Raw genomic sequence first — 14,871 nt, forward strand, 5'->3', positions numbered from 1 at the left:
TTTTATTGCATACAAATTCATTTAATGGCATTGTCACCCTATGCCGCAGACACGGCGAATAATCATAAGATTGACAGACGGGAGTTCCACGATGAAAAAGTTAGTTCTGGCTGCACTGCTCACCACGTTCACCTTCGGCGCCGCCGCCGCGGAGAAAATCAGCTTCGGCGTGTCCGCGACCTATCCGCCGTTTGAATCGATGGACGCTAATAACCAGATTGTCGGCTTTGATATCGATCTGGCCCATGCGCTGTGCAAACAAATGCAGGCAGAATGCACCTTTACCAACCACGCGTTTGACAGCCTGATCCCGGCGCTGAAGTTTAAGAAGTATGACGCGGTGATTTCTGGAATGGATATTACGCCGGAGCGCAGCAAGCAGGTCGCCTTCACCGACCCGTACTACGCCAACTCCGCGCTGGTGATCGCCAAAAAAGACGCATTCCACTCGTTCGATGATTTGAAAGGCAAACGGATCGGCATGGAAAACGGCACCACCCACCAGAAATATCTGCAGGATAAACATCCTGAGGTGAAGACCGTCGCCTATGACAGCTACCAGAACGCGATTATCGATCTGAAAAATGGCCGTATCGACGGCGTGTTCGGCGACACGGCGGTGGTCAACGAGTGGCTGAAAACCAACCCGCAGCTGGGGGCAGCCACGCCGAAAGTGACCGACCCGCAATACTTCGGCACCGGCCTTGGGATTGCCGTGCGCCCGGATAACAAGGCGCTGCTGGAGAAACTGAACGCGGCGCTGAAGGCGATTAAAGCCGACGGTACCTACCAGAAAATCAGCAACCAGTGGTTCCCGGAGTAACTTTTTTGCCGGGTGGCGCTGCGCTGACCCGGCCTACACTTTCCCCGTAGCCGGGTAAGGCGTAGCCGCCACCCGGCAATTTCTCAAAGTGGCACGAAGAACCTGAACCGCGCCCCGCTTACCGACTCCACCAGCCTGATCCCGCCCCCGTGCAGCTCCAGCATTCGTTTCACAATCAGCAGCCCTAACCCGCCGCGATCCTCCCGCGACGCCTGGGCAGACAACGCCGACGGCCGCTGGAACAGATCGTCGCGCAGCGCGGCATCGACGCCCGTTCCGTTGTCAGCCACTTCGACCTGGATCTGTTGATTCTCCTGCCAGACCGCCAGACGAATCTCCCCGCCGACGGGAGTATGCCGCATGGCGTTGTCGAGCAGATTGGTCACCACCCTCTCAATCATCGACACATCGGCGTTAACCAGCGGCAGCGGCCCCGGCACATCAATTTGCAGGTTCACCTCGCGCGTGCGGGCGGTTAATTCAAACTTCTGCGCCACGTCGGAAATCAGCTCCCCCATCGCGAAACGCTCGCGCTGCGGCTTAATGCCCCCGTGCTCCAGTCGCGCCAGCTCAAACAGCTGCTGCGAAAGATGGCGCACTTTGTTGCCCTGGCGCAGGGCGATGGTGAGATACTGCCTGCGCTCCTCGGCGGTCAGCCGTTCGTCCTTCAGGGTCAGCGTTTCCAGATACCCCAGCAGCGAGGTGAGCGGCGTACGTAAATCGTGGGAAATATTGGCCACAAATTCGCGGCGCTGGCGGTCGCTGTCGGCCAGCCGATCCCACTGACCGGCTATCTGCCGGGCAAGGTCAATAAAGCGATTTTCGAGCACCGCCACCTCGTTACCGGGATGGGGCTCCGGCGTGCGGGCCGCCAGGGTTTTGATGGCACTGATGCTGTCCCGATCGTTCGCCGCCACCTGGGCGGTGAGCTGGCGGACCGGCCGGGTCACCCAGAACCATGCCAGGCCTCCCGCCAGCAGGCCAAACAGAGTCACCAGCAGCAGGGTCCACAGAACAATGCTCCACAGCGTTTTTTGCCAGGCGTCGGCCGCCAGCTGATTAAAGGTCTCCCCCTGCAAAATGATATACAGGTAACCGCGCAGCTGGCCGTCGACGCGCAGCGGGGCGGCGCTGAAGACTTTTCGCCCGTCAAGGCTGCGGGGATCGTCGCCATACACCGGCGACGTACTGCCGGTGAGAAAAACCTGCACCGGCGCCATGTCGATCCGCTGGCGTTGGATATGTCCCGGCGGCGCCGCATCGGCCAACAGGTCGCCATCCGGCGACAGCAGATAGAGCTCCACGCTGGGATTAAAGGTCATCAGACGGTCAAACAGCGACTTCAGGGTTTGCCGGTTGACCTCGCCGTGGGCGTCCAGCAGCGGTTCGCGGGCCACAATTTGCTGAGCCAGCCCGGCGGAGAGGCGCTGCACCATGGCGTTGCCATACTGCGCGCTGCTATGTAACTGAACGACGCACACCGCCGCCGCGCACAGTATCAGCAGGGAGACCACCACCAGCGCCAGCCGCTGGCTGAGGCTCAGGCGGCGGATCACGGGGCGGCCTCTTGCGTCACCGGGGCGAACTTATAGCCTTTGCCCCAGACGGTCAGAATGATGTCCGGCTCGGCCGGGTCACGTTCGATTTTGCTGCGCAGGCGGTTGATATGGGTATTGACCGTGTGCTCATAGCCCTCGTGCTGATATCCCCAGACCTGCTCCAGCAGCGCCAGCCGCGAAAACACCTCCCCGGGATGGCGGGCAAAGTAATACAGCAGCTCGAATTCGCGCGGCGTGAGGTCCACCAACTCGCCGCGCAGCCTCACTTCGCGAGACAGCGGGTCGATGCTCAGACCATGGCAGGACAGGCGCCCGGCGTCCATCAACAGGTTCTGCCCCATCGCCTCCTGGCGACGAAACAACGCTTTAACGCGGGCGATAAGCTCCAGCAACGAAAAGGGTTTCGCCAGATAGTCGTCGGCGCCCATCTCCAGGCCCAGCACGCGGTGCATTTCGCTGGTGCGAGCGCTGATGATGATCACCGGCAGATAGCGGGTCATCTGGCGGATACGCCGGCAGATCTCCAGGCCATCGACGCCGGGCAGCATCAAATCGAGGATCACCGCATCCCAGACCCGCGTTTCCAGCCGGGCGAGAGCCTGGCCGCCGTCGGCCTCATGCACAATCTGATAGCCCTCATCCTGAAGATTGAGCCGCAGCAGCGTGGCAATATCCTCATCATCTTCCACCAGCAGAATGGTTTTGGCCATTAGATTCCCCCCACCAATAACAAAACATGCTGCGTCAAGCTTACCCGATCTCTGCGACGCAAAGCCTTCACATTTTGTTTAAACTTCGCGGACCAGCAGGGTCAGCACTTCGTAGTGGGCGGTGTGGGGGAACATATCAAATAGCTGGACCCGCTCGACGCGATAGCCGCTAAGAAGAGCAATGTCGGTCGCCATGGTGCGGGCGTTACAGCTGGAATAGATAATATAGGGCGGCGCCATGCGGCTTAAATAGTCGCACAGTTCGGCGCCAATGCCGCGACGCGGCGGGTTGACCAGCACCAGCTGCGGGATATCCGCTTCATGCGTGGCGAACTGCGTGGAGTCCAGCGCCTGAAAATGCAGATTGCTGAGCCCCAGCTGCGCGGCAGACTGCCTGGCGCAGGCGATCGCCTCCGGGGCAATCTCTATACCGGTCAGGCGCATCGCCGGCGTCGCGCAGTGCAGGCCAAAACCCCCGACGCCGCAAAACAGATCCCACATATGCTGGACCGGCAGCGCGCGCACCCAGTCGCGGGCGGTGGCGTACAGCCGGCTGGCTACCGTCGGGTTAGTTTGAAAGAAGCTTTGCGGACGGATCCACAGCGGCACCTCATTAAAGACCTCCCCCAGCGCCTGCTGTTCAGTGAAGAAGATCTCCTGCTCGCCTTCCATAATAGCCATATGCACTGGCTGGATATTCGCCGTGATCACCTTAAGCTGCGGCAACTGTGCCTGTAACCAGGGCAGCGCGGCGCGCAGCTGGGCCAACTTGGCCTCTGAGCGCAGCACGAAGCGCAGCATCATCTCCCCTTGCTGGCTGGCGGTTAGCAGCAGATATTTCAGCTCCCCGCGCTTGCGCGCGACGTTGTAGGGGGTTAACCCGGCGCGGGCGATAAAGGGCTTCAGGACGGCAAATACCGGCGCAAACTCGGCGGGATAGAGCGGGCAGTCGGTGAGATCCACCGGGGTGCCGTCGCGGTGCAGCATCCCCAGCAGCGGACGCTCAACGCTGCCGCTGACCACCATTTTGGCCTTGTTACGGAATGCCGCCTCCGGCCCGCTGACCGGCTCGCCCCAGTCGGCGACAGGGATCGCCGCCAGCAGCGTGCGCAGGTCGGCCATTTTATCGGCGAGCTGTTGCGGAACCGACCGTTCCAGCCATTGACAGGAGCGGCAGCGGCCGGCGTCGTAGAGTGCGCAATGCATAATTGACCTTCAAAATTCCAGGGGCGGGGATTGTATCACCGTTATTGCAGGCGGAAAAACCGACGGCAGTTCGCGGGCACAAACAGCAGCGTCAGGACCAGCAGATCCGGCAGTTTTTGCATCACCAGCGAGTGGAAGATCTCCCGTTTGGATTCGCCGGGAATGCTGAACAACTCCGGATACCCGTAGCCCAGCGACGCCGCCCACAGGTAGCCGGCGGCTATCATCTGCGTCAGCAGATAGACCCAGCGCGCCCAGTTGCGCCCTTTCACCAGCGAGAAGGCGCACCAGATTTCGATAAACACCAGCGCCAGGCTGCCGAGGAAGACCAGCGTCAGGTTCCAGGTCTGGACGCTACGGTGTATGAATTCGTTCAGACCCTGCAGGCCCAACAGATTGAGGATCATCAGCAGATCCAAACCGCGAATCAAAATAATCGCAAAGGCCGCCACCTGCACCAGCGCAGGGACGTTAAGGCGGGCATGCGATGAGCGAGTTTTCGTAAACAATCCCAACGTAATGTCTTCCATGAAAACGGCGCCACAGGGTGGCGCCGACCGGAGGCTGCTGTACCGATTTTAGGTGGTTCAGCCTTGTCTTGCACGCTGGATATCGCGCACTCGCTGCTTTTCTGCGCGGGCCATCAAATACCAGGCGATAAAACCAACAATACCGACCACGCCGAGGATGAGCGTCGCCAGGGCGTTGATCTCCGGGTTGACCCCCATGCGCACGCTGGAGAAGACCAGCATCGGCAAGGTCGTGGCCCCGGGACCGGAGACAAAGCTGGCGATCACCAGGTCATCCAGCGACAGCGTGAAGGCCAGCAGCCAGCCGGAGATCACCGCCGGCATAATCATCGGCAGGGTGATGACGAAGAAGACCTTCAGCGGCGCGGCGCCCAGATCCATCGCCGCCTCTTCGATCGAGTGGTCCAGCTCACGCAGGCGCGAGGAGATCACCACCGCCACGTAGGCGGTACAGAAGGTGACGTGCGCCAGCCAGATGGTCAACATCCCGCGATCCGACGGCCAGCCGATGGCGTGACCCAGCGCCACGAACAGCAGCAGCAGCGAGAGCCCGGTGATCACGTCCGGCATGACCAGCGGCGCGGTGATCATAAACGCGAAGCCGTTGGAGCCGCGAAAACGCCCAAAGCGCACCATCACCACCGCGGCGATGGTGCCCAGGATCGCCGCCGCCGTCGCCGCGCAGGCGGCGATAGTCAGGCTCAGCCCCACCGCGCTCATCATCGCGTCATCGTGGAACAGTTCGCTATACCAGCGCGTCGACCACCCGGCCCAGACCGTCACCAGCTTCGAGCTGTTGAACGAGTAGATCACCAGCATCAGCATCGGGGCATAAAGGAAGGTGAACCCGAGCACGAGGATCAGAATGCGCCACGGCGAGCGTACTACAGGCAAGTCGTTCATCCCTGCTCCCCCATCTGTTTTTGCTGGTGCTTGTGGAACCACATGATCGGCACAATCAGCAACAGCAGCATGACAATCGCCACCGCCGAGGCGACCGGCCAGTCGCGGTTGTTAAAGAACTCCTGCCACAGCACGCGGCCAATCATAATGCTGTCCGGCCCGCCCAGCAGCTCCGGGATCACGAACTCCCCCACCGCCGGGATAAACACCAGCATGGAGCCAGCGATAATCCCCCCTTTGGTGAGCGGAACGATCACCTGAAAGAAGGTCTTCAGGGGCCGGGCGCCGAGGTCCAGCGAGGCCTCCACCAACGAATAGTCGATGCGGGTCAGCGCGGTGTAGATAGGCAGCACCATAAACGGCAGATAGGCGTAGACGATACCGATATAAACCGCCAGGTTGGTGTGCAGGATCTCCAGCGGCTGATCGATAACCCCTAGCCACAGCAGGAAGTTATTCAACACCCCGTTGCTCTTCAACAGCCCCATCCAGGCATAGACGCGGATCAAAAACGACGTCCACGACGGAAGGATCACCAGCAGCAGCAGAATATTGCGCGTCGATGGCTTGCTGTGCGCCACCGCCCAGGCCAGCGGATAGCCCAGCAGCAGGCAGCAGAGCGTCGAGATGCCCGCCACCTGCAGCGACTGCAGATAAGCCTCGAAATAGAGCGGATCGTCGGTCAGCTGCAGGAAGTTGGCAAAGTTAAGGGTCAGCGTCAGCTGGCCATCCGCCCACTCCATCAGATCGGTGTAGGGAGGGATCGCCCGCGCCATCTCGGCAAGACTTATCTTGAACACGATCAGGAACGGCAGCATAAACAGCAGGATCAGCCACAGATAGGGCAGCGCGATCACCAGCTTGCGGCCATGTGCCATCTGCAGGCGCGCCACCCACAGCGCGAAGCCGCCCGGTTTTTTCGCCCCTGACGGGGATTCAACGGTACTCATCGCCCTCTCCTTACACCGTCAGTACAACGCAGCTGTCCGCATCCCAGCATAAACGCACCTCGTCACCCCAGGTGGGCGTCCCTTTCCGATGGCGGTGCTCATTCTGCAGCTGGGCGCTGATCATCTGCCCACTTTGCAGGCGCACATGATAGATAGAGAGATCCCCCAGATAGGCGATATGAATCACCTCGCCAACGGCAAAATTGTAACCATCCGCCGGCGGCTCATCGCACAGCATGATCTTCTCCGGACGCAGCGCCACCCATACCGGCACGTTGTCCACCACCGAGGCGTCGGGGTCAACCTTCAGCGGATGCACCAGGCCCGGCGAGCTCAGCACCAGGCCATCTTCGAGGCGCTCTTTCACCAGTCCTTCAAAGACGTTCACCGAGCCGATGAACTCGGCGCTGTAGCGGGTGGTCGGGTGTTCGTAAATCTCTTCCGGTTCGCCAATCTGCACAAACTTGCCGCGGTTCATGATGGCGATACGGCCCGCCATGGTCATGGCCTCTTCCTGATCGTGGGTCACCATCACGCAGGTCACGCCAACGCGCTCAAGAATATCCACCACCTCCAGCTGCATGCGATCGCGCAGCTTTTTATCCAGCGCCCCCATCGGTTCGTCGAGCAGCAGCAGCTTAGGTCGTTTCGCCAGACTGCGCGCCAGCGCGACACGCTGGCGCTGGCCGCCAGATAGCTGGTGCGGCTTACGTTTAGCGAACTCCTGCATGTGCACCAGAGCCAGCATCTCCTGCACCCGGGCGGTGATTTCCGCCTTCGGCAGACGATCCTGTTTCAGGCCGAAGGCGATATTCTGCTCAACGGTCATATGGGGAAACAGGGCGTAGGACTGGAACATCATATTGATAGGCCGCTGATAGGGCGGCACGCGCGCCAGATCCACGCCGTCGAGCATAATCTGTCCGGCGGTCGGTTGCTCAAAGCCCGCCAGCATGCGCAGCAGGGTCGATTTCCCGCAGCCTGATGCGCCCAGCAGAGCAAAAATTTCGCCTTTGTAAATAGTGAGACTGACATCGTCGACAGCATGCTGGCCATCAAACGACTTGGTTAAGTTACGGATTTCCAGTAGCGGGGTCAGCGCTTTGGGGGCTTTCGCCTGTGGGCGGGGCATTACGTCGTTCAATCGGGTGCTCTCCGGCAAAAAAACGATCACCATATGGTCCGGTGCCATACTTCGTGCTTAACAGTGCATTTGCACCATCCTGGTGCTTCTGCTCGCCGGGCGCGCTGCTATTTCCCGGCGAGTGCAGATCTGATTTGGCCCGTATTCGACGGGCCGTCAGGAATTATTTGCCGCTCTTCACTTTGGTCCACGCGCGGGTGCGCACGCGGTCAATCTTCGGATCCTGCACCTTCAGCGTGAACAGTTTGGCGAACACATCCGCTGGCGGATAAATCGCCGGGTTGTTACGGATAGTCTCGCTGACCAGCGGCGTGGAAGCCTTGTTGCCGTTGGCGTAGAACACCTGGTCGCTGATTTTGGCGATGACGTCCGGACGCATCAGATAGTTAAGGAACTGATAGGCTTCATCTTTATTCTTCGCGTCGGCCGGCATGGCAAAGACGTCAAAGAACGCCAGCGCGCCTTCCTTCGGAATAAAGTAGGAGACATTGACGCCGTTCTTCGCCTCTTTCGCGCGGTTGGCCGCCTGCCAGACGTCCCCTGCCCAGCCGATCGCCACGCAGATGTCGCCATTGGCAAGGTCGTTAATATATTGCGAAGAGTGGAAGTAGCGGATGTTCGGCCGCAGCTTCAGCAGCAGATCGGTCGCCGGGCCGGTGTAATCATCCGCTTTGCCGCTGTTCGGATCTTTGCCGAGGTAGTTCAGCACGGTGGCGAAAATCTCTTCCGGCGCGTCGAGGAAGGAGACGCCGCAGCTTTTCAGTTTTTCGAGGTTCTCCGGCTTCAGCACCAGATCCCAGCTGTCCACCGGCGCATCTTTGCCGAGGACGGCTTTCACTTTATCCACGTTATAGCCAATGCCCGTCGTCGCCCACAGGTAAGGCATAGCGTATTTATTATCCGGGTCATGCTTGGCGACCAGCTTCAGCACTTCGGGATCAAGGTTCTTCCAGTTGGGCAGCTTGCTTTTATCCAGCGGCTGGAACACCCCCGCCGCCAGCTGGCGCTCAAGGAAGCTTGCCGACGGCACCACCAGATCGAAACCGGTGCTGCCGGCCATTAATTTGCCTTCCAGCACTTCATTGGAATCAAAAACGTCATACACGACTTTAATCCCGGTCTCTTTTTCGAAATTGGCCACAGTGTCCGGCGCAATATAATCAGACCAGTTATAGACATGCAGGGTTTTTTGTTCGGCGGCGAGCGAACCGGCAGAGACGGCCATCAGCGCACCCGTAACCAGACCTGTTAACCATTTTTTACCAAAGGCGGTCATATCTCTTTTCCTTCTCAACGCCCGTTAACTTACGGGCTCAAATATACGCATTTCTACGCATGCAAAAATCATGCATATTTTTTCATTGCCTGAGAAAAGGAGAGCGGATCTCTCCCGGAGTGGTTGCTCGCAACTGGAAGCATCGCCAGAATAACTGTAGCCAGAATAAGAGGCTATAGCCCAGGTAAAAAAACGCCTTTTATCAAATTTTTATGCAGTAACGGTCTACGTGATAAGCCAAAACGGCCTGAATGGCGGTGAATAATGCTTTAAAGAAAGGTTAAATACAGAATAAAAGCGGGTAATACGCAGCCGCTGCGGTAGTGGCTGCGCTAATTTTAGGCAGGTTTAGTGAAGAAAATGGTATTGCACGTTTTCCGCGGCCGGCTCTTCCTCTTCGCCTTTGTACAACAGCTGATTGGCGCCGGCTTCAAGGATTACCATCGAGATCTGCTCTTCGCTTTGGCGGAAGAACCAGGCGAACTGCTCCATGGTCACCCCTGGGCCGATAGACAGCGACTGGCAAACCACCAGCTTGGGCAAATTATCGTCCTGAATGTCGATAAACGCCTTCACGGTTAACGAGCTGGCGTTGATGGCCGAAAGATCCGCCGACAGCGCCAGCAGGGCAGACGGCTTCACCTCCGCCAGGGCGGAAAAGAGCACCACGTTGTCCACCAGGTCAATTTTGGCATCAAAAATACCGTCGAAATTCTGCATATGCGGCAGGTGCAATGCCTGACAGGAATCGCACTCAAAAAAGCTGATGCCGATTTCGTCCAGCCAGCGACGTAGCGTATCCAGACCTGGAACGACCAGTGAATCCATAGTGCCTGTGACCTCTTACAGTGGAAAAACGACGCCATAGCTTACGCAAAAAAAACGCCGCATACCATGGCCGTCTTGCATCCGGCGGTTAGCCGCCTATTTTCAAACAGAATTCCGGCGTCGCCTGGCGCTCGATCCAGGCGATCATCTTGCCGGCGACATCCACGCCGGTGGTGGTTTCCACCCCTTCCAGCCCCGGCGAGGCATTCACCTCCATCACCAGCGGCCCGCGGGCGGCGCGTAAGATATCGACACCGGCGGCGTCCAGCCCGAGAGTTTGCGTTGCCTTGATGGCAATGGCCCGCTCCTCGTCGCTAATCTGCGCCACCGTGGCCATGCCGCCGCGGTGCAGGTTAGAGCGGAAATCCCCCTCTTTCGCCCGCCGCTCGATCGCCGCCACCACCTCATTGCCGACCACCAGGCAGCGGATATCGCACCCTTTCGCTTCGGCAATGTACTCCTGCACCAGAATATGAGCGTTCAGTCCGCGAAAGGCGTCGATCACGCTCTCCGCCGCCTGGCGGGTCTCCGCCAGCACCACGCCGATCCCCTGGGTGCCCTCCACCAGCTTCACCACCAGCGGCGCGCCGCCCACCATGGCGATCAGATCGCTGGTGTCATCCGGGGAGTGAGCGATGCCGGTCAATGGCAGATCGATGCCCTGGCGCGCCAGCAGCTGCAGCGAGCGAAGCTTATCGCGAGCGCGGGTGATGGCGACCGACTCATTCAGCGGATAGCTTCCCAGGAGCTCAAACTGGCGCAGGGCCGCGGTGCCATAGTAAGTGATCGCCGAGCCAATGCGCGGGATCACCGCATCAAAGTGCGGCAGCTGACGCCCTTTGTAGTGGATCGACGAGGCCACCGGGCTGACGTTCATATAACAGGAAAGCGGATCGAGGATCTCGATCTGATGACCGCGCTGTTGCGCCGCTTCGCGCAGGCGCCGACATGAATAAAGCGTTCCATCCCGGGATAATATGGCAATTTTCATCCTGCACCTCTGCGAAAAGACCCGCTCTGGCGGGCCTCAGCTATCGAACACACTTTCACCTTTCCTGCGGCCGGCGGCGGATATCACCTGGCCGGAGCAGCAGTGTACACGTAATCAGCGCGTTGCCCACCCCTGCTTATGCAGATAGTCAAGAATAAACGGACGACTCTCTTTCACGATAGTGCGCCGGATATGGTCGCTCCAGGTATCGCGGCGGGCGTTGCTGCCGCGCGACAGATAATAGTGCGCCAGCTGTTCGTCATACTCCGCCAGCAGCGCGTTATCCAGCGGCTGATAGCGGTTCTCATGCACCAGCATGGCCGCCGGCATCCGCGGCTTGATATCCGGGTTATCCGCCGGCCAGCCAAGGCAAAGGCCGAACAGCGGCAGGACGTGCTTTGGCAGCTCCAGCAGCTCGGTCACCGCCTCGATGCTGTTGCGCAACCCGCCGATATAGACGCCGCCCAGCCCGAGGGACTCGGCGGCGGTCAGCGCGTTCTGCGCCAGCAGCGCCGTATCGACAACGCCGATCAGCAGCTGTTCCGCCAGCCCCAGCTCCGCCTGCGGGCAGATCTGCAGGTGGCGATTAAAGTCGGCGCAGAAGACCCAAAACTCCGCCGCCTGGGCGACATGCTGCTGGCCGCCAGTCAGCGGGACCAGACGTTCACGCAGGGCCGGGTCAGTAATACGGATGATGGAGGTGCACTGTAAAAAACTCGAGGTAGATGCCGCTTGCGCGCTGGCGATAATCGCCGCGCGCTGTTCGTCGCTCACGGGCGCATCGGTGAAGTGGCGGATAGAACGGTGGCTGCGCAGCAGCTCAATGGTCGGCGTCATTTCGTTTTTCTCTGTCAGACAAGGATTCAGGCTCAGGAGAGTGGGTTAACTGCGGGGCCACGATCTGCGCCATCCGCCACATCACGACGATGGCGGCAGGGATCATCAGCACGATCCCGGCAAAGAGCATCACCAGCGCCGCGGTCGGGCTGGCAATGGGCGCAGGCAGCTGGACATACTGGTTAAGCGAGAGCCAGGCGAGGGTTAACAGCCCCATCCCGAGGATCTCAACCAGCAGAATGCTTTTCGGCAACGGGGCAAATTTTCGCATCACGCCTCTCCGGTTGATAAACGCAACGCGCCAGCCAATGCCGCCGCGCCGCCGGGTCAGTATACGGGTTTTGATAGTACGACATTTATCAAACATAGCCGTAAACCATCGAAGCAAAAGGCAGAACCTGCTTTCCCTCACCGGCCAATGCAGGCATCATAAGCGCCATTCGCCATCCGGCTGAGGTTTAAGGAGAGAAGCAATGTTTACCGTTATTTTTGGTCGTCCAGGCTGCCCTTACTGTGTTCGCGCCAAAGAGCTGGCCGAAAAACTGACCAACGAGCGTGATGATTTTAACTACCGTTACGTGGATATTCACGCCGAAGGCATCAGCAAAGCTGACCTGGAAAAAACCGTCGGCAAACCGGTTGAAACCGTACCGCAGATTTTCGTCGACCAGAAACACATCGGCGGTTGCACCGATTTCGAAGCCTGGGCGAAAGAGAACCTTGGCCTGTTTGCCTGAGTAAATTTATTTGCTCGATGAATGACTGCGCCAGGTATCAAGCCAGGCGCAGATAAACAAAAAGCACAACGCCCCCAGCGCACACCAGAACACCGCGCTCAGTACCCACGCCATCTCCTGCCAGAACGTCCGGTGCGTGACGAAAAACAGCCGCATCGTCACCATACAGACCGGCGCCGCCAGCATCGCGCCGAGCAAAGGACGCAGCACCCGCCGACCGGGAGAGAGACAGCTCGCCGCCGCTCCTGGCAGCAAAAAGAAGAGCAGGCCCAGCTCCGGGTTGCCGCTGGCGCGAAAGGCCCCTTTCATATGTAACAACAACGATAAGCACACCACAATGAACAGAACGAAGCCACAGATAATGCCGGCCCAACTACGCTCAGATTTCACCGTATCCTCCTGATGTTGCCTCTAACTCACGTCCACGTCGCCCAGTCAGATAAAGCATTTCGGCAATCCATGCCAATAACTCCCCTGCCAGCCTGAAAACGATTGTCACTAGCCGCCGCATCCAGGAAGGATTAAACTAGCGGGTATATTTTTGCTGGTTATAACAGGGTGCCAGAATAGGTTCGCGACAACGCGAACGCCTGAGCAACCTTAGACCAAATAACCATTTCCTTCAACAACTTACTAGTAAACGAGAAGTTGGCTTTCGTGAATATAAACGTCGCAGATTTGTTAAACGGGAATTACATCCTGTTATTATTCGTTGTACTTGCATTAGGACTATGCCTGGGAAAACTGCGTCTCGGCTCAGTACAACTTGGTAATTCCATTGGCGTTTTAGTCGTTTCTCTATTATTAGGTCAGCAGCATTTCGCGATTAACACCGATGCCCTTAATCTCGGCTTTATGCTGTTTATTTTTTGCGTCGGCGTGGAAGCCGGTCCTAACTTTTTTTCGATTTTTTTCCGTGACGGGAAAAACTATCTGATGCTGGCGCTGGTGATGGTCGGCAGCGCGATGCTGATCGCCATGGTGTTGGGTAAAGTGTTCGGCTGGGATATCGGGCTCACCGCCGGTATGCTGGCGGGGGCGATGACCTCCACCCCGGTGCTGGTGGGCGCGGGGGACACTCTGCGCCATTTCGGCCTGCCCAGCGATCAGCTGGCGCAGTCGCTTGACCATCTGAGCCTCGGCTATGCCCTGACCTACCTGGTTGGTCTGGTGAGCCTCATCGTAGGCGCCCGCTATATGCCCAAGCTGCAGCATCAGGATCTGCAGACCAGCGCCCAGCAAATCGCCCGCGAGCGCGGCCTCGATACCGATTCCAAACGTAAAGTTTACCTGCCGGTGATCCGCGCCTATCGCGTCGGCCCGGAACTGGTGGCGTGGGCGGATGGCAAAAATCTGCGCGAGCTGGGCATTTATCGCCAGACTGGCTGCTATATCGAACGCATCCGCCGCAACGGCATTCTGGCCAACCCGGACGGCGACGCGGTGCTGCAGATGGGCGACGATATTGCGCTGGTGGGCTACCCGGACGCGCACGCTCGCCTCGACCCGAGCTTCCGCAACGGTAAAGAGGTGTTCGACCGCGATCTGCTCGACATGCGCATCGTCACCGAAGAGATTGTGGTTAAGAATCACAACGCCGTCGGCCGCCGCCTGGCGCAGCTCAAGCTCACCGACCACGGCTGCTTCCTGAACCGGGTTATTCGCAGCCAGATCGAGATGCCTATCGACGACAACGTGGTGCTGAACAAAGGCGACGTGCTGCAGGTCAGCGGCGACGCCCGCCGCGTGAAGACCGTAGCCGACCGCATCGGCTTTATCTCCATTCACAGCCAGGTGACCGACCTGCTGGCCTTCTGCGCCTTCTTTATCGTCGGCCTGATGATCGGCATGATCACCTTCCAGTTCAGCTCCTTCAGCTTCGGCATCGGCAACGCCGCCGGCCTGCTGTTCGCCGGCATCATGCTTGGCTTCCTGCGCGCCAACCACCCAACCTTCGGCTATATCCCGCAGGGGGCGCTGAACATGGTGAAAGAGTTTGGCCTGATGGTGTTTATGGCCGGGGTCGGGCTCAGCGCCGGGGCCGGGATCAATAACGGGCTGGGCGCCGTCGGCGGCCAGATGCTGGCGGCAGGGCTTATCGTTAGCCTGGTGCCGGTGGTGATCTGCTTCCTGTTTGGCGCCTATGTGCTGCGCATGAACCGGGCGATGCTGTTCGGCGCCATGATGGGGGCGCGCACCTGCGCCCCGGCGATGGAGATCATTAGCGATACCGCGCGCAGCAACATTCCGGCGCTCGGCTATGCGGGCACCTACGCCATCGCCAACGTGCTGCTCACCCTCGCCGGGACGCTCATCGTGATCATCTGGCCGGGGCTACAATAAATTTTTTGCGAAAAAAGCCGCCACAGGTAGAACT

At 59.1% G+C, this 14,871-nt stretch carries 16 protein-coding genes; 3 read left to right on the plus strand and 13 right to left on the minus strand.

The window, feature by feature from the left end; translation table 11 throughout:
- Positions 1-91 precede the first annotated feature (91 nt).
- Positions 92-823 carry an arginine ABC transporter substrate-binding protein ArtJ gene (gene artJ, locus MKS11_RS10745; RefSeq protein ID WP_004201336.1) on the plus strand — a complete coding sequence of 244 codons (732 nt, stop codon included), beginning with the start codon at positions 92-94 and terminating at the stop codon, positions 821-823.
- An 83-nt stretch (positions 824-906) separates the two neighbouring features.
- Here the strand turns inward: artJ and MKS11_RS10750 are convergent, their stop codons facing one another.
- The 12 genes from MKS11_RS10750 to MKS11_RS10805 form a co-directional block, all read right to left on the minus strand.
- Entirely contained in the window at positions 907-2,379 is a 1,473-nt protein-coding gene (locus MKS11_RS10750; RefSeq protein ID WP_004201335.1) for an ATP-binding protein, read from the minus strand.
- Positions 2,376-3,092: a response regulator transcription factor gene (locus MKS11_RS10755; protein ID WP_017899419.1), complete on the minus strand. Its 717-nt coding sequence runs from the start codon at positions 3,090-3,092 to the stop codon at positions 2,376-2,378. Before MKS11_RS10755 ends, MKS11_RS10750 begins: the two co-directional genes overlap by 4 nt.
- Before the next feature lie 78 nt (positions 3,093-3,170).
- Entirely contained in the window at positions 3,171-4,298 is a 1,128-nt protein-coding gene (gene rlmC / locus MKS11_RS10760; RefSeq protein WP_017899418.1) for a 23S rRNA (uracil(747)-C(5))-methyltransferase RlmC, read from the minus strand.
- A gap of 41 nt (positions 4,299-4,339) precedes the next feature.
- Positions 4,340-4,828 (minus strand): YbjO family protein, encoded by a 489-nt coding sequence (locus MKS11_RS10765; RefSeq protein ID WP_004201332.1) that lies wholly within the window; start codon positions 4,826-4,828, stop codon positions 4,340-4,342.
- A gap of 57 nt (positions 4,829-4,885) precedes the next feature.
- On the minus strand, positions 4,886-5,731 hold the full coding sequence (gene potI / locus MKS11_RS10770; RefSeq protein WP_002896372.1) for a putrescine ABC transporter permease PotI: 846 nt from the start codon (positions 5,729-5,731) through the stop codon (positions 4,886-4,888).
- Positions 5,728-6,681 carry a putrescine ABC transporter permease PotH gene (potH, locus tag MKS11_RS10775; protein WP_017899417.1) on the minus strand — a complete coding sequence of 318 codons (954 nt, stop codon included), beginning with the start codon at positions 6,679-6,681 and terminating at the stop codon, positions 5,728-5,730. The genes potI and potH overlap by 4 nt, the downstream gene beginning before the upstream one ends.
- A gap of 10 nt (positions 6,682-6,691) precedes the next feature.
- Positions 6,692-7,825 carry a putrescine ABC transporter ATP-binding subunit PotG gene (gene potG / locus MKS11_RS10780; protein WP_004201330.1) on the minus strand — a complete coding sequence of 378 codons (1,134 nt, stop codon included), beginning with the start codon at positions 7,823-7,825 and terminating at the stop codon, positions 6,692-6,694.
- 163 nt (positions 7,826-7,988) lie between these two features.
- A complete protein-coding gene (gene potF / locus MKS11_RS10785) occupies positions 7,989-9,101 on the minus strand; it encodes a spermidine/putrescine ABC transporter substrate-binding protein PotF (RefSeq protein WP_049116974.1) in 1,113 nt (370 codons plus the stop codon).
- 348 nt (positions 9,102-9,449) lie between these two features.
- A complete protein-coding gene (locus tag MKS11_RS10790; RefSeq protein ID WP_002896365.1) occupies positions 9,450-9,929 on the minus strand; it encodes a YbjN domain-containing protein in 480 nt (159 codons plus the stop codon).
- 88 nt (positions 9,930-10,017) lie between these two features.
- On the minus strand, positions 10,018-10,920 hold the full coding sequence (rimK, locus tag MKS11_RS10795) for a 30S ribosomal protein S6--L-glutamate ligase (RefSeq protein ID WP_002896363.1): 903 nt from the start codon (positions 10,918-10,920) through the stop codon (positions 10,018-10,020).
- Positions 10,921-11,034: 114 nt separating this feature from the next.
- Entirely contained in the window at positions 11,035-11,757 is a 723-nt protein-coding gene (gene nfsA, locus MKS11_RS10800) for a nitroreductase NfsA (protein WP_087771570.1), read from the minus strand.
- Positions 11,741-12,028, minus strand: coding sequence for a YbjC family protein (locus MKS11_RS10805; RefSeq protein WP_004201326.1), 288 nt, complete (start codon positions 12,026-12,028; stop codon positions 11,741-11,743). Before MKS11_RS10805 ends, nfsA begins: the two co-directional genes overlap by 17 nt.
- 202 nt (positions 12,029-12,230) lie before the next feature.
- Here MKS11_RS10805 and MKS11_RS10810 point away from each other — a divergent pair, with 202 nt between their 5' ends.
- Complete coding sequence (locus MKS11_RS10810) at positions 12,231-12,494, plus strand: GrxA family glutaredoxin (RefSeq protein WP_002896352.1); 264 nt, start codon at positions 12,231-12,233, stop codon at positions 12,492-12,494.
- Between the two features lie 6 nt (positions 12,495-12,500).
- On the opposite strand, the gene ybjM is transcribed toward MKS11_RS10810, so the two are convergent.
- Positions 12,501-12,884 (minus strand): inner membrane protein YbjM, encoded by a 384-nt coding sequence (gene ybjM / locus MKS11_RS10815; RefSeq protein WP_004201325.1) that lies wholly within the window; start codon positions 12,882-12,884, stop codon positions 12,501-12,503.
- A gap of 267 nt (positions 12,885-13,151) precedes the next feature.
- On the opposite strand from ybjM, the gene MKS11_RS10820 reads away from it, so the two are divergent.
- A complete protein-coding gene (locus MKS11_RS10820; protein ID WP_004179131.1) occupies positions 13,152-14,837 on the plus strand; it encodes an aspartate:alanine antiporter in 1,686 nt (561 codons plus the stop codon).
- The last annotated feature ends 34 nt before the right edge of the window (positions 14,838-14,871 follow it).

The sequence above is a fragment of the Klebsiella sp. K5-45 genome (assembly GCF_030128605.1).
Taxonomy (GTDB): Bacteria; Pseudomonadota; Gammaproteobacteria; order Enterobacterales; family Enterobacteriaceae; genus Klebsiella; species Klebsiella quasipneumoniae.